Below are 19,312 nucleotides of genomic sequence, written 5' to 3'. Positions count from 1 at the left end.
CGGGGTGTGCGGGCCGGTGCGGTGAGGGGGGCGAGCGGGGCGAGTACGGGGACGAGGGCGCGGGCTCGGGCCAGGTCGTGCGGGTCGTCGATCTCCAGCACCCGCGCCGGGTCGGTGGCGACCGGGACGGTCCGCCCGAAGAACCGGTGGCGGGCGGTCCGGAAGCCGGCGGCGTCCATGGCGTAGGCGGCGCCGGTCTCCAGGAGGTCCTGGGGGCGGTCCTGGCGGCGGGGGCGGTACGAGGTGTCGTGGTTGACCCCGGTCCCGGAGCCGTCGGGCGCCGCCCGCCAGAGGAAGCCGTGGAAGGGGGCTGCGGTGAGCGCGGAGTCGGCGGCGCCGGACGCGACGGCGGCGGCGACGGACTCCACGTCGGAGGCGGTGACGAAGGGGCTGGTGCACTGGACGAGGAGGACCACGTCGACGGTGACGGAGTGCAGCTCCTCGAAGGCGTCGAGCGCGTGCAGCAGGGCGGCCTCGCTGGTGGCGGTGTCCCCGGAGATCCCGGCGGGCCGCCGCAGCACCACGGCCCCGGCCCCGCGGGCCGCGTCGCCGATGGCCTCGGAGTCGGTGGACACCAGGACGTCGGTGACGGTCGCGGCCCCCAGACAGGCCCGGACGGCCCGGACCACGAGCGGCATCCCGCCGACGTCGGCCAGGTTCTTCCCGGGCACCCCCTTGGACCCCCCGCGTGCGGGGATCACGGCGAGCACCCTGGGCACGGCACGGACCTCCCGGAGCGCCCCCGCGGCGGCCGGCCCGGGAACGGCGGCGAGGCGTGTCGCTGCCGCGGGCGCAGCAGCGGCGCGGGTCGCGGCGGCGGGCGTGGCTGCGGCACGTGCGACATCGGCGGGCGTGGCGGCGGCGCCTCCGCCGGCGGGCGGAGTGGTGGCTGCTGCGCCTGTTGCAGCAGTCGGCGGCGCGGCGGTGGGCGGTGCGGCGGCGGGCCTGGCGGCCGGCACGGCAGCGGGGGGCGTCGTAGCGGGGGCCGTAGCTGCGGGGGCCGTAGCTGCGGCGCGGGTGGCGGCCGCGGCGCGGGTCGCGGCCGCGCGGGCGACGGCGGCGCGGGTGACGGCTCGGGCCGGGCGGGGGCTCACAGCTCCCCCATGCGGCGGATCACCGGCGCGACGCGCTGGACGCCGTGACGGTAGGCGCCCCGGGCGGCTTCGCGCAGGTGGGCGCGGAGCCGGCGGCGCAGCCGGGACCCCTCGGTGCCGGTCCGGGCCGCGCCGGGCAACGGGTGCCCGTCGGGGCCGAGATGGTGCCTGGCCAGGATCCCGGGCAGGTACCCCGGCGCGGTGTCCCGGGTGTAGTAGGGCGCCACGGGCGGGAGCGGTCCCCCGCCGAGCAGCTTCGCGAGGTGCGCCTGCGCGGCGGCGTACTGGTCGGCGGGGCCCGGGGCGGGGGCCGCAGCCGGTCCGGGCACGGCCACCGCCGGGTTGCCGACGCCCTGGGCTGCGAGCCACCGGGGGTCGGCCTCGGGGAGGAGGCCCGCGTCGAGCTGGGTCCAGGAGGCCAGGCAGCCGGAGCCCAGGAAGTGGTGGTTGCCGAGGGTCTCGCGGACGCCGAGGTCGGTCAGGACGGCCGTCGGGATGCCCCGGTGGAGGGACTCCAGGGCCGCCGTGGAGGAGACGGTGACCAGCAGGTCCGTGGTGTCCAGGACCTCGCCCATGTTCCCGTACACCAGACGGCAGTTGGAGGGGAGCCCGCCGGGGAGCTGCTCCGCCAGGCGCTGGTAGGGAAGCTCCTCCAGGTGCGTGGTGTGCTCCCCCGGCCGGCTGCGCAGTTTGATCAGCACCTCGCGCCCGGGGTGCAGCCGGGCGTGTTCCGCGGCGCGGCGCAGCAGGTACGCACGGTCCGCGCGGGCGTCCGGCACGGACGGCTGGACCGCGAAGACCACCCGGAGGGCGGTGCTCCCCGCAGGCTCGTACCCGTGCGCGTCGGCCGGTTCGAGGAAGGGGAGGGCGGTTTCCACGACGGCCCCGGCGTCGGCGCCGACCCCCTCGTAGACCGCGCGGAACCGCCCGGCGTCGTGGCGGGAGTTGGCGAGGACCAGGTCGGCCCCGTGGCGCAGCAGCAGGCCGTCGGCGAGCTTCTCGTAGACGACTCCGACGTACCCGGTGACGAACGCCGGCCGTGCGGCGGGCTCCGGCCACAGGGCGCGGGCCCCGTGCAGGACGGCCTGGACGGCGCCGCCGACCAGGGCGAGGACGACCACGTCGTACCGGTCGCCGGGTTCCCGCTCCGCCGCCGACAGTTCGGCGAGGAATCCCGCGCAGGTGACTTCGGTGAGCCGGTCCGCCCGGACCCCGACCTCGCCGAGCTGGCGCGCCGTGGGCGTGGCCCGGCCGCGGAGCAGGTATCCGGTCAGGTGGACGGAGTCCGGTTCCGGGGAAAGGCGGCGCGCGGTGAGCGCTCCCCATTTCCAGCGGGTGTCGGAATCGGCGAGTACGGCCACACGGAGGGCGGCCCGATGGGCCGCGCGGTTGCTTGCTGGCACCCGGCAGAAGTTATTCCGGCTTTTCGGTGATCGGCCCAACGAACGCACAACAGCGGGTTAACAGCCCGTCGACTCCATGCGAAAGCGTGCGGGTTAACGTGCCTGCCGTGCGTCGTTCACATGGAATCCGTGTCCGGGCCACAGTGAATGACGAGCGGCGCCCTAATGTCTCGCGAGTGCTCAAGCTCTCTGTTGTCGTGCCGTTCTTCAACGTGCAGACGTATGCGCCGGATGCCCTGAAAAGCCTCGAAGTCAACGCCCGGGACGATTTCGAGTTCCTGCTCGTCGACGACCGCTCGACGGACGGGACGCCCGCGCTCCTGGAACGGGCGGCCCGCGAGCTGCCCGGCGCGGTGCACCTCAGACACGAGCGCAACGGCGGCCTGGCGACGGCGCGCAACACGGGTCTGGACGCGGCCCGCGGGGAGTACATCGCCTTCCTGGACGGGGACGACTGGCTGGCGCCGGGCCACCTGGCCCGCACCCTGGCCGCCATCGAGGCTCTGAACTGCGATTTCGTGCGCACCGACCATGTCCAGTGCACGGGCAGGACGCGCAGTGTCCAGCGCGTCCCCTACGGGCCGGAGTCGGTGGTGGCCGATCCTCGCGGCGCGATCCTGCCCGTCGCCCGGGCGACCTCGGTGGACTATCCGTACGCCTGGGCGGGGATGTACCACCGGCGGCTGCTGGACCGCGGGCTGCTGCACTTCACGGACGGTCTGCGGACGGCGGAGGACCGGCCGTGGATCTGGCGGCTGCACCGGGAGGCGGAGTCCTTCGCCCCGGTCGGTCTGCCCGGAATCTTCTACCGTCGCGGGGTTTCCACCTCGCTGACACAAATCGGCGACGAGCGGCAGCTCGATTTCATTCGGGCATTCGATCAAGTTCTGTCGGAAACGGCCGCCGACCGGGAATCCGATCTCCTCCTCCCGAAGGCCGTCCGAACATACTGTGCAATTATCGCGCACCATGTCGGGTCCATCGAAAGGTTCGAACCGTCCGTGGCCAGAAAACTCCGATCGATGAGCACGGCCGCACTCGGCAGAATGCCGCAGCAGCTCCTGGACCGGACCCTCGACGCGATGGACGCCGACCGCGCGGCCCTGCTCCGCCGGCTCCGCCGCCGCTCCACGGCCGGATCCGCCCCCGCGACCCCCGCCGCTCCCGCCGCGTCCGCCGGGGTGACGGCGTGAACGTCACCCAGATCTTCCTGGCCTCCACCCTCTACGGCACGGCCACCCTCGCCGCCGCCCTCGACGCGGACCTGTTCCCGCCCGCCGGCCGCCGGATCCTGCTGACCAGCAACCACTCCGTCACCGCCGAGATCACCCCCGGCCTGCCCGACGCGCCCGGCTTCGCCGCCCTGAGCAGCCGCTTCGACACGGTCCTCGACTGGAACGCCGTCATCGCCCCGCAGCACCCCAGCACCTGGAGCCCGCGGGCCGAGGACGTCCCGCTGTGGGAACGCCAGTTGCGCGCCTCCTGGGGCCTGGGCACCGACCGCGTCGAGCTGATCGTGGAATCGCTCCAGGTGCCGCCCGCGCAGAGCCTGTGCCGGCTCTTCCCCGGGGCGGCCATGGAGGTCTACGCCGACGGGCTGATGAGCTACGGCCCCACCCGCTTCCGGCTCGACCCGGCGCTCGGGATGCGCGTACGGAGGGTGCTGCACCTGGACCTCGTACCGGGCCTGGAGCCGCTGCTGCTGACCGAGTTCGGAGTACGGGCCGAGGCGATCCCGGCCGCCGCCTTCCTCAAGGTCATCGGCGAGCTCGACGCGGCGGTCCAGACGCCGGAGATCGAGACCCCGGAGATCGAGACCGCCTCGTCCGCGGCCCCCGCGCTCCTGCTGGGCCAGTACCTCTCCGCCCTCGACCTGGTGACCGCCGCCGAGGAGGAGGAACTGCACGTGGAGATGGTCCGGGGCGCGCACGCGCTGGGCCACCGCGAGCTGGTCTTCAAACCCCACCCCAGCGCCCCCGCCGCCTACTCCCGCCGTGCGGAGGAGGAGGCCGGGCGGCTCGGCGTCCGGCTCACCGTACTGAGCACCCCGGTGCTCGCCGAGACCCTCTACGAGCGGCTGCGCCCGGCCCTGGTCGTCGGCTGCTTCTCCACGGGACTGCTCACCGCCGCCACGCTGTACGGGCTCCCGGTGGCCCGGACCGGCACGGGGACCGTCCTCGCGCGGCTGTCCCCGTACCCGAACAGCAACCGGATCCCGCTCGTCCTGGCCGACGCCCTGCTGCCCGACCTCGCGGACCCCGCGGCCGTACGCTCCTGGACCCCGCCGGGACCCGAACGGGTCGCGGCGGACCTGGCGGGCCTGCTCGCGGCGGTGGGCTTCACCATGCAGCCGAAGATCCTGACGGAGCACCGCGCGGAGGCCGAGCGCTGGCTGACCGCGCACCTGACCCCGGACACCTGGCGCTACTTCACCCGCCGCCGGCTGACCACGCTGGGCCTGCCGGGCGGCATCCCGGCACAGCTGTCCTTCCTGCCCCGCAGCCGCGCCGCCCGCCGGCTGGCCCGGCTGCTGCGCAGGGCGGTCGGGTAGCCGGCCGAGGCGGCTACGGGGCGGTGCCGGCCGTGGTGTCCACGGTGACGTTCATGTTCGTGGTGCTCAGCCAGGGCGTGTTGTCCCGCACCTTCCACGTGGTGTCCCCGCGGAAGGGCTGGACCACGGTGAAGCGGCCGGCGTCGTCCGTGCGGGCGGACGCCCCGCCCACGCTGATGGCGGCCCCCGCGGGCACCGGCTTCCACGTGCCGTCGGCGGACTCCCAGGTGACGGTTCCGCTGACCCGGGCGTCCGTTCCGTAGGGGCCGGTCAGGGTCGGGGAGTCCAGGGCGATGCGCGCGGTCACGGCCGCCACGGGCACCGGTACGGACGTCTCGCCCCTGACGCCGTCCGCCTCGGCCGCCAGGTGGACGGCCGTCTTGTAGGAGTCCTCTCCGTCGCCGTTCTCGGCACCGGAGGCGGTGACCCGGGACTCGAACCGCCCCCGCGCGTCGGTGGCGAGCTGTGTGATGACGGAGCCGGTCCTGGCCGTGAACGCGCCCGTGAACGGCTTGGTCGAGCCGGTGCGGGGGTCGTGGACCGTGATGTAGCCGGAGACCACCGTGTCCGGGTACGCGAGGGAGACCACGTTCGCGGCCGCCAGGTGGTCGAAGGAGAGGAACGGCTTCCCGTCCTCGGTGGGCGCCTTGGGCGCCGGGGTGGCCGGTGTGACTGTGGTCGCCGTGGGCGCCGTGGTCACTGCGGGCGACGCGGACACAGCGGACACAGCGGACGCCGTATGGTCCACGGCGCGGGCGGCCGCGGACACGGCCAGTACGGCCGCCGCGGCCGTCACCGCACAGCGGACCGTGCGGATGTGCTTCTTCATTGATCCCCCCAGATCGATTCTTCGGTCGATCAGGGGACCGCCGGGACCGCCCGATGGTTGTACGGCGAATCGGTCGAAACGGGTCGGGCCGGCGTCCGGGCCGACGCGCGGGTCAGCTCACCGCCAGCTTCGCCGCGAAGCCCAGGAAGACCACGCCCGCCGCCGAACTGGCCCCGGCGGCGAGCCGCTTGCGGCGCCGGAAGGTCGCCGCCAGGCGGTCCCCGCCGAAGATCAGCGTGGTCAGGTAGAGGAAGCTGCCGATCTGCATCAGGCTGCCGAGCAGCAGGAACGACAGCGCCGGGTAGGCGTAGGCCGTGTCCACGAACTGCACGAAGAAGGACATCAGGAAGAGGATGGCCTTCGGGTTGAACAGACTGATCAGCAGCGCCCGCCGGTAGGGCCGCTCCAGGTCCCCGGCCTCCGCCTCGGCGTCCACGGGCCCGCCCGGGGCGCCCTCGCCGGCCCCGGCCCGCTCGCCGCGGGCACGCCACATGGTCCACGCGCCCCGCAGCATGCCGAGGGCGAGCCAGCTCAGGTATCCGGCGCCGAGCACCTTGACGACGCCGAACACGATCGGGTTGGTCTGCAGCAGCGCCCCGGCGCCGACCGCGGCCAGGGTCATGAGCACGGCGTCTCCGGTGAACACGCCGGCGGCGGCCCGGTACCCGTGGCGGACCCCGCCGCGCGCGGCGGCGGAGAGCACGTAGAGCGAGTTCGGCCCCGGCAGCAAAATGATCAGCACCAGGCCGGCGACGTACGTCGGAAGATCTGTGACACCCAGCATGTGCAGGAGTGTCCCATGGGGACACACCTGTCGCGCCACTGGATTCCACGGACTGGGACCACATCGCAATCAGCCACGGTCACCAGCCGGAATCAGCCGGCACGTACGTCCCCCACACCTCACGCAGCGCCCCGCACACCTCCCCCACCGTGGCCCTGGCCCGCAGTGCCTCCCGCATCGGATAGAGCACGTTCTCCGTGCCCGCCGCCGCCTCCCGGAGCGCCGCCAGCGCCTCGTCCACGGCCGCCCCGTCGCGGCCCGCCCGAAGGGCTGCGAGGGACGCCCGCTGCCGGTCCTCGATCGCCGGATCCACGCGCAGCGGCTCGTACGGCTCCTCCTCGTCCAGCGCGAAGCGGTTCACCCCGACCACCACGCGCTCGCCGCTCTCGGTCTCCCGGGCGATCCGGTACGCGTTCCGCTCGATCTCCTCCTTCTGGAAGCCCGCCTCGATCGCGGCCACCGCCCCGCCCATCGCCTCGACCCGCGCCATCAGGTCGAGCGCCGCCGCCTCCACCTCGTCCGTCATCCGCTCCACCGCGTAGGACCCCGCGAAGGGGTCGACGGTGTGCGGCACGTCCGTCTCGTACGCCAGCACCTGCTGGGTCCGCAGTGCGAGGCGGGCCGACTTCTCGGTGGGCAGCGCGATCGCCTCGTCGAAGGAGTTGGTGTGCAGCGACTGGGTGCCGCCCAGCACGGCGGCCAGGCCCTGCACGGCGACCCGTACGAGATTGACCTCGGGCTGCTGCGCCGTCAGCTGCACCCCGGCGGTCTGGGTGTGGAACCGCAGCATCAGCGACTTCGGGTCCCGGGCCCCGAACTCCTCGCGCATGACGCGGGCCCAGATCCGGCGGGCCGCACGGAACTTCGCGACCTCCTCCAGAAGGGTGGTGCGGGCGACGAAGAAGAAGGAGAGCCGGGGCGCGAACGCGTCGACCTCCATCCCGGCGGCCAGCGCGGTGCGTACGTACGCGATCGCGTCGGCCAGCGTGAAGGCGATCTCCTGCGCGGGCGAGGCCCCCGCCTCGGCCATGTGGTAACCGGAGATGGAGATGGTGTTCCACCGGGGGAGCTCGGCCCGGCAGTAGCGGAAGACGTCGGCCGTCAACCTCAGGGAGGGGCCGGGCGGGAAGATGTAGGTCCCCCGTGCGACGTACTCCTTCAGCACGTCGTTCTGGACCGTGCCGGTCAGCAGACCGGGGTCGATCCCCTGCTCCTCGGCGACCAGTTGGTAGAGCAGGAGCAGCAGCGCGGCCGGCGCGTTGATCGTCATCGACGTGGACACCCGGTCGAGCGGGATCCCGTCGAACAGCACCCGCATGTCCTCGACCGAGTCGATCGCGACGCCCACCTTCCCCACCTCGCCGTGCGCGAGCGGGGCGTCGGAGTCGTGCCCCATCTGGGTGGGCAGGTCGAAGGCCACGGACAGCCCGGCGGCGCCGCCGGCGATGAGCTGCCGGTAGCGGGCGTTGGACTCGGCGGCGGTACCGAACCCGGCGTACTGGCGCATGGTCCAGGGCCGTCCGGTGTACATGGTCGGGTAGACGCCCCGGGTGTACGGGTACTCCCCCGGCTCCCCCAGTTCGGTCCCGGGGTCCCAGCCGGCGAGGTCCTCCGGGCGGTAGACGGGCGCGATCGGGACCCCGCTCTCGGTGTGCCGCTCCATGTGACGCGCTCCTTCGTGGCTACGAGGTGCCCTGGGCTGATAAAACGTCCCCGCGGCGACCGTGCGGCGGCCGCTGGTCACAATGGCGCAACATCGCGGCCGTCCCTGCAACTGACCACGCCCACGTCGCATCACCTAGATACACACGTAGAAATCGGGGGACTGCAATGCACCGCCAGAAAGTCATAATCCGCGCACTGGGTCTGGCCACCGCCGTCGCGCTCGCCGCGACCGCCTGCGGACCGCAGAAGACGGATGCCACGGGATCCGGTTCTTCCGCGCCCGCATCGCCCACGGCGGTCGCCTCTCCCGACGCCTCGCCGTCCACGGACGCCAAGCCGGGCGACGCCTCGCCGTCGGCTTCCCCGTCCACGTCGTCCTCGCCCTCCGCTTCCGCCTCGCCCTCGCCGACCGTGAAGCAGGTCATGGCGAACGGCGACGACAGCGAGCAGGTCCGCGAACTGCAGGCCCGGCTGCGCCAGCTCAAGCTGATGACGGTCGCTCCGACCGGTTTCTACGGTTCGAAGACGACTTCCGCGGTCAAGTCCTTCCAGTCGAAGAACGGCCTGCCCGCCACCGGCGGCGTGGACGAGGCCACCTGGAAGAAGATCCAGGGCGCCACGAAGAAGCCGACCGCCGACGAGCTGCGCCCGCCGACCGTCAACGAGCCGGACGCTCCCGACGCGCGCTGCATGACGGGCCGCGTGATGTGCATCAGCAAGGAGAGCCGGACCCTCGCCTGGATGATCGACGGGAAGGTCGTCTCCACGCTGGACGTGCGCTTCGGCTCGGAGAACACCCCGACCCGCGAGGGCGAGTTCAAGGTGGAGTGGAAGGCGAAGGACTGGACGTCGACGATCTACCACACGCCGATGCCGTACTCGATGTTCTTCAGCCGGGGCCAGGCCGTGCACTACTCGGCCGACTTCGCCGCCCGCGGCTACGCCGGCGCTTCGCACGGCTGCGTGAACGTCCGGGACAAGGCCAAGCTGGCGACGCTGTTCGACGCGGTGCAGGTCGGCGACAAGGTCGTCGTCTACTGGTGACGCACGGGCGGCCGGGCGGCGGGGGATGTCCCGTCCGGGCCACCGGACGAGGGAAGTTGAGGGCGCGGGCGGGATCGGGGGAACGAATCCCGCCCGCGCCGTGTGCGCAGAGCCCAGGGGTACGGGGGGAACCCCGGCTCATGCGCGGCCGATGACCAGTCGGCTCGTTATGTACTGCGCCGCCGGTTCGAAAAGTGTTACAGGCGGGGCGTGGACCATTTCAGGCCAGTGTCCGGTACCCGGTTCTCAGCGGCTCCGGTCCGACTCCGCGGACTTCGGGGAAGCCGTGCCGGCCGGGACCAGCCCCAGCGAACGCGACGGGGATCCCGGACCCGTGGGGGAGCCAGGCAGGCCTCCGCTCGATCCGCCGCCGGTGGCCGCGTCGAGCACCCCCTGGCAGTAGCGCGGGACCCGCATCAGCCCCTTGGCCAGGCGCACGAGCTTCTCCCGGCGGGCCTCGTCGATCCGCCCCGACCGGTAGTCCTTGCACAGTTCCACCGCACCGCCGCGGCTCCCCTTGTCCCGGCCCGAGCCTTCGGGGTCCGTCGACATGCCGTCGACGCCGCCCTGGCGGGACCGGTCCCGGCCGTCCTTGTCCCCGGTGGCCCCGGTCTGCCCGCTCGCGGACGGTTCCGAGCCGGTACCGGTGGTCGTCCCGGCGACCTCGCCGGGTACCGCCGGCGTACGTCCCCCCGTGTTCGGGGTGTCCCCCGGACTCGGGCTGCCGCTCCGGCCGTCGCCGTCCTGCGGCACGGTGCTGAGGGGCGGGGTGAGGGGTGCCGAGAAGCGGCCCTGGACCGAGGCCGTCGAGGAGGGTTCGACCGTCACCGAGGCGGCCGGCAGTCCGCCGGCGGCGTCCCGGGAGTCCCGGTCCAGCAGTCCGGCGCCCGCGGCGGCCGCCAGGCCGCCCACGGCGACGCCGGCCACCGCGGCGGCGAGGGCGAAGCGGACCGGCCTCCTGCGCCGGGGGCCCGGTCCGGCCGGGCCGGCGGGCACACCGAGCTCGACCACCGTGTCCGCGGAGGCGAACAGCTCGGCGTCCGGAGTGCTCGTCTGCGGTTCCGCCCGGAGCACGGAGCGGCGCGCACGGAACGCGGCCACCGCGGCGGCCTCTCCCCGCAGTTCCCCGGGCAGCCCGCCGACCTCGGCGCCGGACTGCGTCGGCGGCTCGGCGAGTGCGTCGAGGGCGGCGCGCAGCCGCTCGGCCCGGGCCTGGACGTGGTGCTCGGCGCCAGGTGCGGCCGGTTCTCCGCGCAGCAGTCGGTCCGCCGCGGCTTGGTCCAGCCACCTGTCGCGCTCGTCGGCCATCACATGTCCTTCTGCGTCCGCCAACGTGAATCCGTCACACCGGTTTGCTCTACGAGGCCCGCGGCGCGGGCCCGCTGCGCCGGTACGGCGTCGAGGTCCCGCCCTCCCCCGGCGCCCCGTGCGCTCCTCCCGTCATTATCGCCGAGGCGGCGCCCCCGCCCGGCGCCGGCGCCGACACCGACGGCCGGGCCCACGCCTGACCCGATCCCCGCGTCGGGGTCGGCCTCGGGGTCGAAGTCCCCGCCGGCGGCCTCGCCGAGCAGCTCGGCCAGCTTCTTCAGGCCCCGGTGCGCGGCGGTGCGCACCGCGCCGGGGCGCTTGCCCAGGGTCTCGGCCGCGCTCTTGGCGTCCAGCCCGACGACCACCCGTAGGACGACGGCCTCGGCCTGGTCCTGCGGGAGCTGGGCTATGAGTTCCATCGTGCGGCAGGTGGAGAGGGACTCCATGGCCTCGCCGGCGGTGTCGGACTCGGCGGCGTGGCCCGTCAGCTCCGTCTCGTCCCCGCCGACGGCGGGCCGGCGCCCGCGCATGCGGATGTGGTCGAGGGCCCGGTTGCGGGCGATGCGGGCGGCCCAGCCGCGGAAGCGGTCGGCGTCGCCGGTGAAGGAGTCGAGGTCGCGGGCGATCTGCAGCCAGGCCTCGGAGGCGACGTCCTCGGCGTCGCCGTCTCCGACGAGCGTGCGGACGTATCCGAGCAGGCGCGGGTGCACGGCACGGTACACAGAACGGAACGCGATCTCGTCGCCGTCTTGTGCCGCGAGCACCGCGGTGGTCAGCTCCGCGTCGTCCCCCAGCAAAATCCCCAACCCGTTCACAGTCCCGTTTGTGTGGCGCAAATCAGCACGTTACGGCTTTCAAGCACCTTCGTCCACGAGTTGTACAACGCGCAACCATCCCTGCGCGGAGCGAGGTGTGACACAAAACGCACCGAAGACGCTGACAGGGGTGCGGGCTTGTCGCACGAGTCCGCGACGGATGGCGGCCGGGGCCTCTCCTGTGGGGGGTGGCGGCCTCGGTCGCCCTCCCCCTTTCAGCCCCCCTCAGGGCCATCATGCCCCGCGCCCCCGAGGGGTCTCCGAGCGGCCCCACACCCGGTCCGACAGGCACTCCCGTCATCCTTTCGGCTCACTTCCGGGTGAAAACCGGGAATGGGTACGACACACCCGGCTCCGCGTCGATAGCGTGGCGGTACACCCGCGCCACGCCACGAGGAGCCCCCCGCTGTCCAGCCACCTTCCGGCACAGGCCCGCGGAGACTCCGGCCCTTCCCATGGCTCCCCCTCCCTCCACGACGCCGAGCCCCTCCACGACGCCGACCCCTTTCACGACACCGGGTTGCACGACACCGGGCTCGTGCGGTTCAACGCCCTGTCCCCCGAGGCCGCGCATTCCGCCCTGCTGCAGTGCTGCGGCAGCCGGCGCTGGGCCCAGCGGGTGGCCGCCCACCGCCCTTACCCCGACTTCGGCGCGCTACTCGCCGCCGCCGACGAGGCCTCGTACGACCTCTCCCAGTCGGACCTCTCCGAGGCGCTGGCCTGCGAGTTCCCGCCGGAGCTGGAGCACGGGGCCGCGTACGCCGCGGTCCTCGCGCTCGACGCGGCGCACGGGGAGTACGAGCGGACCTTCGGCCACGCCTTCGTGATCTGCCTCGACGGGACCACCCCGGAGGAGCAGGCGGACCAGCTGCTGGCCGCGATCCGGCGGCGGATGGGCCTGGACGTGGACGAGGAGCGCGCCATCTCCGCGGACGAGCTCCGCCGTGTCGCCCAGGTCCGGCTCGCCGACCTGACACATTGGCTGACCTCGACGGATGGGGTATCTGCTGCCGAATTCGGGCTATTCGCCCCTGTGGGATAGTCCGTCCGTGCCTGTTTGATCACACCGATGGCCCCCGAGCAAGGGAACCGACGAAGCGTCGCTACGATGTCCGGGGCCGGAGGACCGTACCCGGCCGGGCCCGACCGACAAAGAAGCCGGCTGGCCCTCACCCCGCTTCCGGAGGGTTTTCCGTGCCGGCTGGAACGTTGTACCGCGGCCGGGAAGGAATGTGGTCCTGGGTGGCTCATCGAGTCACCGGCGTCCTCATCTTCTTCTTCCTGTTCGTACACGTCCTCGACACCGCTCTCGTCCGCGTCTCCCCTGAGGCGTACGACGATGTCGTGGCTACCTACAAGACTCCGATCGTCGCGCTGCTGGAGTACGGCCTCGTCGCCGCAATCCTGTTCCACGCGCTCAACGGTCTCCGTGTCATCGCCGTGGACTTCTGGTCCAAGGGCCCCCGCTACCAGAAGCAGATGCTCTGGACCGTGGTGGGCATCTGGGTCGTGCTGATGGTCGGGGCCCTGTACCCCGTCCTCGGACACGCTTACCTCGAACTCTTCGGGAAGTGACACGCATGTCTTCTGACACTTCTTTCGAAAAGGCCATCGGCGACGTGGAGGGCGTGTCCCTCTACGACGTCGACAACCCGGCGCCGTACATCGAGGCCCCGCGCAAGCGCACCAGCAAGACGCCGCGCTCGACCCGGGGCAACTTCGAGATGGTCGCGTGGCTCTTCATGCGCCTCTCGGGCATCGTGCTCGTCGTCCTGGTCCTCGGCCACCTGCTGATCCAGCTCGTCCTCGACGGCGGCGTGTCCAAGATCGGCTTCGCCTTCGTGGCCGGCCGCTGGGCCTCCCCGTTCTGGCAGGGCTGGGACCTGCTGATGCTGTGGCTCGCGATGCTGCACGGCGCGAACGGTCTGCGTACCGTCATCAACGACTACGCGGAGCGCGCCAACACGCGGCTGTGGCTCAAGGGCCTGCTCTACACCGCCACGGTGTTCACCATTCTTCTGGGCACGCTGGTGATCTTCACCTTCGACCCGAACATCCGCTAGGCAACGGGGCTGAGGCGAAACCAATGAAGATCCACAAGTACGACACCGTCATCGTCGGGGCGGGTGGTGCGGGCATGCGCGCCGCCATCGAGTCGACGAAGCGCAGCCGCACCGCCGTGCTGACCAAGCTCTACCCCACCCGCTCCCACACGGGCGCCGCGCAGGGCGGCATGGCCGCCGCGCTCGCCAACGTGGAGGACGACAACTGGGAGTGGCACACCTTCGACACGGTCAAGGGCGGTGACTACCTGGTCGACCAGGACGCCGCCGAGATCCTGGCGAAGGAGGCCATCGACGCGGTCCTCGACCTCGAGAAGATGGGCCTGCCGTTCAACCGCACCCCGGACGGCACCATCGACCAGCGCCGCTTCGGCGGGCACTCCCGCAACCACGGCGAGGCGCCGGTCCGCCGGTCCTGCTACGCCGCGGACCGCACGGGCCACATGATCCTCCAGACGCTGTACCAGAACTGCGTCAAGGAGGGCGTGGAGTTCTTCAACGAGTTCTACGTCCTGGACCAGCTCCTGGTCGAGGAGGACGGCGTCAAGAAGTCGGCCGGCGTGGTCGCGTACGAGCTCGCCACCGGCGAGATCCACGTGTTCCAGGCGAAGTCCGTCATCTACGCCTCCGGCGGCACCGGCAAGTTCTTCAAGGTGACCTCCAACGCGCACACCCTCACGGGTGACGGCCAGGCGGCCTGCTACCGCCGCGGCCTGCCGCTGGAGGACATGGAGTTCTTCCAGTTCCACCCGACGGGCATCTGGCGCATGGGCATCCTGCTGACGGAGGGCGCCCGCGGTGAGGGCGGCATCCTCCGCAACAAGGACGGCGAGCGCTTCATGGAGAAGTACGCGCCGGTCATGAAGGACCTCGCGTCCCGTGACGTCGTCTCGCGCTCCATCTACACCGAGATCCGTGAGGGCCGCGGCTGCGGTCCCGCCGGTGACCACGTGTACCTGGACCTGACGCACCTGCCGCCGGAGCAGCTCGACGCGAAGCTCCCGGACATCACCGAGTTCGCGCGCACCTACCTGGGCATCGAGCCGTACACGGACCCGATCCCGATCCAGCCCACCGCGCACTACGCCATGGGCGGCATCCCGACGAACGTCGAGGGTGAGGTCCTCGCGGACAACACCACCGTCGTCCCGGGCCTGTACGCGGCCGGCGAGGTCGCGTGCGTGTCGGTGCACGGCGCGAACCGCCTGGGCACCAACTCGCTGCTGGACATCAACGTCTTCGGCAAGCGCTCGGGCATCGCGGCCGCCGCGTACGCCCACGCCAACGACTTCGTCGAGCTGCCCGAGAACCCGGCGCAGCAGGTCGTCGACCAGGTCGAGCGGCTGCGCAACTCCACGGGCAACGAGCGGGTCGCGGACCTGCGCCTGGAGCTCCAGGAGACGATGGACGCCTGCGTGATGGTGTTCCGCACCGAGCAGACGATCAAGACCGCGGTCGAGAAGATCGCGGAGCTGCGCGAGCGCTACCTGAACGTGTCCGTCCAGGACAAGGGCAAGCGCTTCAACACGGACCTGCTGGAAGCCATCGAGCTGGGCAACCTGCTCGACCTGGCCGAGGTCATGGCCGTGTCCGCGCTGGCGCGCAAGGAGTCCCGCGGCGGTCACTACCGCGAGGACTACCCGAACCGCGACGACGTCAACTTCATGCGCCACACCATGGCGTACCGCGAGGTCGGCGACGACGGCAAGGACTCCGTCCGCCTGGACTACAAGCCGGTCGTCGTCACCCGCTACCAGCCGATGGAGCGTAAGTACTGATGGCCACCCCGACCCTGAGCAAGACGGACGAGATGGAGGCGGCGGCAGCTGCCTCGCCCTTCATCACGGTCACGTTCCGGATCCGCCGGTTCAACCCGGAGATCTCGGACGAGTCGACCTGGCAGGACTTCCAGATCGAGATCGACCCGAAGGAGCGCGTGCTCGACGGTCTCCACAAGATCAAGTGGGACCTCGACGGCACGCTCACCTTCCGTCGCTCGTGCGCGCACGGCATCTGCGGCTCCGACGCGATGCGGATCAACGGCAAGAACAGGCTCGCCTGCAAGACGCTGATCAAGGACATCAACCCGGAGAAGCCGATCACGGTCGAGGCCATCAAGGGCCTGACGGTGATGAAGGACCTCGTCGTCGACATGGAGCCCTTCTTCCAGGCGTACCGGGACGTCATGCCGTTCCTGGTCACCAAGGGCAACGAGCCGACGCGCGAGCGCCTGCAGTCCGCCGAGGACCGCGAGCGCTTCGACGACACCACCAAGTGCATCCTGTGCGCCGCGTGCACGTCCTCGTGCCCGGTGTTCTGGAACGACGGCCAGTACTTCGGCCCGGCGGCGATCGTCAACGCGCACCGCTTCATCTTCGACTCGCGCGACGAGGCGGGTGAGCAGCGCCTGGAGATCCTGAACGACAAGGACGGCGTGTGGCGTTGCCGCACGACCTTCAACTGCACCGACGCGTGCCCGCGCGGCATCGAGGTCACGAAGGCGATCCAGGAAGTGAAGCGCGCCCTCATCACGCGCCGCTTCTGATTCTCTGATGTACGAGGGCCCCGTCCCCGGTGTTCGCACCGGGGACGGGGCCTTCCGCGTACCGGCAATCGCCCTACTGGCCCGCCGGAGCCTGTGGAATCATCGGGCACATGAGTGAGCAGCAGCCGAACCCTTACGCGAGCGACCCGGGCCAGGGCGACGAGTACAAGTGGGGCCCCGGGACTCCGAGTTACGGCTACCCGCAGCCCTATCCCCAGCCCCCGGCCTACCAGCCGACCATCGGCGGAGCGGGCATTGCGGCCCAGATGCCGATGGCGCCCATGGGGTACCCGGCCGCCGGACTCTCCCTGGGCGACATCACGATCGCCGGCGACCAGATCATCACCCCGTCGGGCACCATGCCGCTCAAGGGCGCGGTGTGGAACGCCACTGACTTCTCCCGGACGGAGGAGAAGATCCCGGCGCACGCGATCGTGCTGGCCGTCATCTTCTTCCTCTTCTGCCTGCTCGGCCTGCTCTTCCTCCTGATGAAGGAGCGCCGCACCACGGGGTACATCCAGATCACGGTCAACAGCGCCGGCCGCCACCACTCCACGATGATCCCCGCGGTCGACCCGGGTACCTACATGTGGGTCATGAGCCAGCTCAACCAGGCGCGTGCGCTGAGCATGTGACGCGGCCCCGGGGAAACCCGGTGGTCCGCGGGGGCGGGTGTCCGGGAAGATCGGCGGATGATCATTTCTCATGATGTGGACGGTCCCGCCGACGCCCCGGCCGTCGTTCTGCTGCACTCCTCCGTGTGCGACCGGCGGATGTGGGAGCCGCAGTGGCAGCCGCTGCTCGCCGCCGGGTTCCGGGTGGTCCGGCCGGACTTCCGGACCTGCGGCGACTCCCCCGCCGCCGAAGCCCCGTACAGCGACCACGGGGACGTACGGGAGCTGCTGGACCACCTCGGCATCCGCCGGGCCGCCTTCGTCGGCTCCTCCTACGGCGGGCGGGTGGCGCTGACCCTGGCCGCGCTGCACCCGGAGCGGGCGAGCGCGCTGGCGCTGCTGTGCCCGGGCCGGCCCGGGCACGTACCGAGCGCGGAGCTGCAGGAGTTCGGGGCTGCCGAGGACGCCCTGCTCGACGCCGGGGACCTGGAGGGCGCGGCCGAGTTCAACGCCCGGTACTGGCTCGGCCCGGAGGCCGGGGCCGACACCCACCGCTCCGTACGGGACATGCAGCTGGCCAACTTCCGGTCGGAGCCGTCCCCCACCGGGGACCACGAGCTCCCCGAGCCCGCCGTCGACCTGGCCGCCGTCACCGCACGCGTCCTGGCCGTCGGGGGCGCCCACGACGTCGCGGACTTCCGCCGGATCCCCGCCGAGCTGCCCTCCCTCGTCCCCGGCGCCGCACATCTCGAACTCCCGTGGGCCGGCCACCTCCCCTCCCTGGAACGCCCGGAGGAGACCACCCGGTTGCTGCTGGACTTCCTCCTCGAACGCTGACGGAACCACCCCCGCACATTCGCTTGAACTGTTCAAAAATGGGTCTACAGTCAGTGCTGTCAGCAGTTGAACACGTTCAAGGGGGCTGAGGGCAATGGACCTCACCGTGGTCGCGTACGTCATCTACCTGCTCATCAGCATCGGCCTCACCGTCTGGGTGGCCCGCACGCTCAGCCGCAACGGCCGCGTCTTCATCGGGGACGTGCTCCAGGGGAACGAGAAGCTCGCGGACGCCGTCAACCAGCTCCTGGTGGTCGGCTTCTACCTGGTCAACATCGGCTTCGTGACCCTCTACCTGCGCTCGGCCGAGGAGATCGTCGCCGCCCGCGGGCTCTTCGAGGCCCTGTCGGTCAAGCTCGGCGTCGTGCTCCTGGTCCTCGGCGTCATGCACCTCGGAAACGTCTGGGTGCTGAACAGGATGCGCCGCCGGGGCATCATGGAGCGCCAGCAGACCCCGCCGGTCGCCCCCCAGGGGTGGACCATGCCCGCCGGGGCCTGATCACCGTGGCCACCGCGACCCGGCACCTGACGGTGCTCTACGACGCGAACTGCCCGCTCTGCGTGCACATCCGGCACTGGCTGCTCGGCCAGCGATGGCTGGTACCGCTCCGGCTGATCCCCGCCGCCTCCTTCGAGGCGCAGCGGCTCTACCCGCGGCTCGACCACGCCTCGACGCTGAAGGAGATCACCGTCATCGGCGACTCCGGACAGGTGTGGAAGGGGACGGACGCCTTCATCGTCTGCCTGTGGGCGCTGGCCGAGCACCGGCCGAAGGCGAACTGGCTGGCCACTCCGGCCGGCCGGCCCTTCGCCAGGGCCGCCATGTACACCGCCTCCACCTGGCGCGAGGCGGTACGGGACGGCTCCGCGGCACCTCCGGAGGAAGTGGGGGAACCGGCCTGTGACGACCAGTGTTCCGCGCCCCGATAGGCTCGGGACCGTGACTGATCAGAAGGCTCCCAAGAGCGAGCAGACCCGCACGCTCATCCTCGAAACCGCGCTCCGTCTCTTCCAGGAGCGCGGCTTCGACAAGACGACGATGCGCGGTATCGCCAAGGAGGCCGGAGTATCGGTCGGCAACGCCTACTACTACTTCGAGTCCAAGGAACACCTGGTCCAGGGGTTCTACGACCGGATCGGCGCGGCGCACCTGGCGGCGGTCCGGCCGATCCTGGACCACGAGACCGATCTGCAGAAGCGGCTCGCCGGCGTCCTGACCAGCTGGCTGGACATCGCGGCGCCGTACCACGAGTTCGCCTCGCAGTTCTTCAAGAACGCCGCGGACCCGGAGAGCCCGCTCAGCCCGTTCTCCCCGGAGTCGGAGGCGGCCCGCAAGACGGCGATCGACATGCACCGCGAGGTGCTGGCGGGGGCCAAGACCAAGGTGCCGGACGAACTGGCCGACGTCCTGCCGGAGCTGATGTGGCTCTCGCAGATGGGCCTGGTCCTCTACTGGGTCTTCGACCGCTCCCCGGACAGCGAGAAGACCCGCAAGCTCGCACAGCGCGGCGCGCAGCTCACGACCCGGGGCATCATCCTGGCCCGGTTCCGGGTGCTGCGGCCGCTGGTGCGGGAAGTGCACGAGCTGTTCACGGACTTCCTGCCGGGCATGGCCCAGTCGGCCGTGTCCCGTCCGGGCCGCAAGCGGGCCTCCGACCCGGACGCGGGCCCGGAAGAGGGCCCGGAGGTGGGTCCGTAGGATGGCCCGTGGGAGGGCCCGTGGGAGGGCCCGCCCCGGAGGAGGGCCGGAGCCCGTATGG

General features: G+C 71.8%; 19 protein-coding genes and 1 pseudogene. 13 read left to right on the top strand and 7 right to left on the bottom strand.

Features of this window, described 5'->3' with window-relative positions; genetic code table 11:
- Nucleotides 1–347: 347 nt before the first annotated feature.
- Both ACZ60J_RS22250 and ACZ60J_RS22245 read right to left on the bottom strand, forming a co-directional pair.
- Nucleotides 348–701: pseudogene (locus ACZ60J_RS22250) on the bottom strand (acylneuraminate cytidylyltransferase family protein); the annotation flags it as partial.
- A 389-nt stretch (nucleotides 702–1,090) separates the two neighbouring features.
- Nucleotides 1,091–2,497 carry a DUF6716 putative glycosyltransferase gene (locus ACZ60J_RS22245; RefSeq protein WP_469684211.1) on the bottom strand — a complete coding sequence of 469 codons (1,407 nt, stop codon included), beginning with the start codon at nucleotides 2,495–2,497 and terminating at the stop codon, nucleotides 1,091–1,093.
- 176 nt (nucleotides 2,498–2,673) lie between these two features.
- Here ACZ60J_RS22245 and ACZ60J_RS22240 point away from each other — a divergent pair, with 176 nt between their 5' ends.
- Both ACZ60J_RS22240 and ACZ60J_RS22235 read left to right on the top strand, forming a co-directional pair.
- The gene (locus ACZ60J_RS22240) at nucleotides 2,674–3,690 is read left to right on the top strand and encodes a glycosyltransferase family 2 protein (RefSeq protein ID WP_469684209.1); all 1,017 of its coding nucleotides are present in this window, start codon (nucleotides 2,674–2,676) and stop codon (nucleotides 3,688–3,690) included.
- Nucleotides 3,687–5,048 carry a polysialyltransferase family glycosyltransferase gene (locus ACZ60J_RS22235; protein ID WP_469684207.1) on the top strand — a complete coding sequence of 454 codons (1,362 nt, stop codon included), beginning with the start codon at nucleotides 3,687–3,689 and terminating at the stop codon, nucleotides 5,046–5,048. Before ACZ60J_RS22240 ends, ACZ60J_RS22235 begins: the two co-directional genes overlap by 4 nt.
- Nucleotides 5,049–5,061: 13 nt before the next feature.
- On the opposite strand, the gene ACZ60J_RS22230 is transcribed toward ACZ60J_RS22235, so the two are convergent.
- The 3 genes from ACZ60J_RS22230 to ACZ60J_RS22220 form a co-directional block, all read right to left on the bottom strand.
- On the bottom strand, nucleotides 5,062–5,877 hold the full coding sequence (locus ACZ60J_RS22230; RefSeq protein WP_469684205.1) for a hypothetical protein: 816 nt from the start codon (nucleotides 5,875–5,877) through the stop codon (nucleotides 5,062–5,064).
- A 112-nt stretch (nucleotides 5,878–5,989) separates the two neighbouring features.
- Nucleotides 5,990–6,661 carry a leucine efflux protein LeuE gene (gene leuE, locus ACZ60J_RS22225; protein ID WP_469684203.1) on the bottom strand — a complete coding sequence of 224 codons (672 nt, stop codon included), beginning with the start codon at nucleotides 6,659–6,661 and terminating at the stop codon, nucleotides 5,990–5,992.
- A gap of 79 nt (nucleotides 6,662–6,740) precedes the next feature.
- Nucleotides 6,741–8,324 carry an acyl-CoA mutase large subunit family protein gene (locus ACZ60J_RS22220; RefSeq protein WP_469684201.1) on the bottom strand — a complete coding sequence of 528 codons (1,584 nt, stop codon included), beginning with the start codon at nucleotides 8,322–8,324 and terminating at the stop codon, nucleotides 6,741–6,743.
- 167 nt (nucleotides 8,325–8,491) lie between these two features.
- Between ACZ60J_RS22220 and ACZ60J_RS22215 the strand changes: the two genes are divergently transcribed.
- On the top strand, nucleotides 8,492–9,370 hold the full coding sequence (locus tag ACZ60J_RS22215) for a L,D-transpeptidase family protein (protein WP_469684199.1): 879 nt from the start codon (nucleotides 8,492–8,494) through the stop codon (nucleotides 9,368–9,370).
- 246 nt (nucleotides 9,371–9,616) lie between these two features.
- Here ACZ60J_RS22215 and ACZ60J_RS22210 read toward each other — a convergent pair whose 3' ends face one another.
- Together ACZ60J_RS22210 and ACZ60J_RS22205 are read right to left on the bottom strand one after the other, a co-directional pair.
- A complete protein-coding gene (locus tag ACZ60J_RS22210; protein ID WP_469684197.1) occupies nucleotides 9,617–10,678 on the bottom strand; it encodes a hypothetical protein in 1,062 nt (353 codons plus the stop codon).
- A complete protein-coding gene (locus ACZ60J_RS22205) occupies nucleotides 10,678–11,475 on the bottom strand; it encodes an RNA polymerase sigma factor (RefSeq protein WP_469684853.1) in 798 nt (265 codons plus the stop codon). Before ACZ60J_RS22205 ends, ACZ60J_RS22210 begins: the two co-directional genes overlap by 1 nt.
- 538 nt (nucleotides 11,476–12,013) lie before the next feature.
- On the opposite strand from ACZ60J_RS22205, the gene ACZ60J_RS22200 reads away from it, so the two are divergent.
- From ACZ60J_RS22200 to ACZ60J_RS22155, 10 genes are all read left to right on the top strand, one after another.
- Entirely contained in the window at nucleotides 12,014–12,535 is a 522-nt protein-coding gene (locus tag ACZ60J_RS22200) for a 2-oxo-4-hydroxy-4-carboxy-5-ureidoimidazoline decarboxylase (RefSeq protein ID WP_469684195.1), read from the top strand.
- A gap of 152 nt (nucleotides 12,536–12,687) precedes the next feature.
- Entirely contained in the window at nucleotides 12,688–13,068 is a 381-nt protein-coding gene (sdhC, locus tag ACZ60J_RS22195) for a succinate dehydrogenase, cytochrome b556 subunit (protein WP_266880720.1), read from the top strand.
- A gap of 5 nt (nucleotides 13,069–13,073) precedes the next feature.
- Nucleotides 13,074–13,556 (top strand): succinate dehydrogenase hydrophobic membrane anchor subunit, encoded by a 483-nt coding sequence (locus tag ACZ60J_RS22190; RefSeq protein ID WP_469684193.1) that lies wholly within the window; start codon nucleotides 13,074–13,076, stop codon nucleotides 13,554–13,556.
- Between the two features lie 23 nt (nucleotides 13,557–13,579).
- On the top strand, nucleotides 13,580–15,334 hold the full coding sequence (sdhA, locus tag ACZ60J_RS22185) for a succinate dehydrogenase flavoprotein subunit (protein WP_469684191.1): 1,755 nt from the start codon (nucleotides 13,580–13,582) through the stop codon (nucleotides 15,332–15,334).
- Complete coding sequence (locus tag ACZ60J_RS22180; protein ID WP_469684189.1) at nucleotides 15,334–16,101, top strand: succinate dehydrogenase iron-sulfur subunit; 768 nt, start codon at nucleotides 15,334–15,336, stop codon at nucleotides 16,099–16,101. The genes sdhA and ACZ60J_RS22180 overlap by 1 nt, the downstream gene beginning before the upstream one ends.
- Before the next feature lie 110 nt (nucleotides 16,102–16,211).
- Complete coding sequence (locus ACZ60J_RS22175; RefSeq protein WP_469684187.1) at nucleotides 16,212–16,736, top strand: hypothetical protein; 525 nt, start codon at nucleotides 16,212–16,214, stop codon at nucleotides 16,734–16,736.
- A gap of 57 nt (nucleotides 16,737–16,793) precedes the next feature.
- On the top strand, nucleotides 16,794–17,552 hold the full coding sequence (locus ACZ60J_RS22170) for an alpha/beta fold hydrolase (protein ID WP_469684185.1): 759 nt from the start codon (nucleotides 16,794–16,796) through the stop codon (nucleotides 17,550–17,552).
- A 94-nt stretch (nucleotides 17,553–17,646) separates the two neighbouring features.
- Nucleotides 17,647–18,051: a hypothetical protein gene (locus tag ACZ60J_RS22165; RefSeq protein WP_469684183.1), complete on the top strand. Its 405-nt coding sequence runs from the start codon at nucleotides 17,647–17,649 to the stop codon at nucleotides 18,049–18,051.
- Entirely contained in the window at nucleotides 18,027–18,482 is a 456-nt protein-coding gene (locus ACZ60J_RS22160) for a thiol-disulfide oxidoreductase DCC family protein (protein WP_469684181.1), read from the top strand. The genes ACZ60J_RS22165 and ACZ60J_RS22160 overlap by 25 nt, the downstream gene beginning before the upstream one ends.
- A 10-nt stretch (nucleotides 18,483–18,492) precedes the next feature.
- Nucleotides 18,493–19,251, top strand: a complete 759-nt coding sequence (locus ACZ60J_RS22155) for a TetR family transcriptional regulator (RefSeq protein ID WP_469684179.1) — start codon at nucleotides 18,493–18,495, stop codon at nucleotides 19,249–19,251.
- The last annotated feature ends 61 nt before the right edge of the window (nucleotides 19,252–19,312 follow it).

This window comes from Streptomyces sp. NPDC104226 (assembly GCF_055584085.1).
The sequence above is the reverse complement of the archived record's forward strand: the minus strand, read 5'-3'. Positions and strand labels throughout refer to the sequence as shown.

What these genes read in the sequence shown, in the direction of transcription:
- ACZ60J_RS22230 (WP_469684205.1), bottom strand. Translation starts at nt 5,877, where the DNA reads ATGAAGAAGCACATCCGCACGGTCCGCTGTGCGGTGACGGCCGCGGCG.
- leuE (WP_469684203.1), bottom strand. Translation starts at nt 6,661, where the DNA reads ATGCTGGGTGTCACAGATCTTCCGACGTACGTCGCCGGCCTGGTGCTG.
- ACZ60J_RS22220 (WP_469684201.1), bottom strand. Translation starts at nt 8,324, where the DNA reads ATGGAGCGGCACACCGAGAGCGGGGTCCCGATCGCGCCCGTCTACCGC.
- ACZ60J_RS22215 (WP_469684199.1), top strand. Translation starts at nt 8,492, where the DNA reads ATGCACCGCCAGAAAGTCATAATCCGCGCACTGGGTCTGGCCACCGCC.
- ACZ60J_RS22210 (WP_469684197.1), bottom strand. Translation starts at nt 10,678, where the DNA reads ATGGCCGACGAGCGCGACAGGTGGCTGGACCAAGCCGCGGCGGACCGA.
- ACZ60J_RS22190 (WP_469684193.1), top strand. Translation starts at nt 13,074, where the DNA reads ATGTCTTCTGACACTTCTTTCGAAAAGGCCATCGGCGACGTGGAGGGC.
- sdhA (WP_469684191.1), top strand. Translation starts at nt 13,580, where the DNA reads ATGAAGATCCACAAGTACGACACCGTCATCGTCGGGGCGGGTGGTGCG.
- ACZ60J_RS22180 (WP_469684189.1), top strand. Translation starts at nt 15,334, where the DNA reads ATGGCCACCCCGACCCTGAGCAAGACGGACGAGATGGAGGCGGCGGCA.
- ACZ60J_RS22175 (WP_469684187.1), top strand. Translation starts at nt 16,212, where the DNA reads ATGAGTGAGCAGCAGCCGAACCCTTACGCGAGCGACCCGGGCCAGGGC.
- ACZ60J_RS22170 (WP_469684185.1), top strand. Translation starts at nt 16,794, where the DNA reads ATGATCATTTCTCATGATGTGGACGGTCCCGCCGACGCCCCGGCCGTC.
- ACZ60J_RS22165 (WP_469684183.1), top strand. Translation starts at nt 17,647, where the DNA reads ATGGACCTCACCGTGGTCGCGTACGTCATCTACCTGCTCATCAGCATC.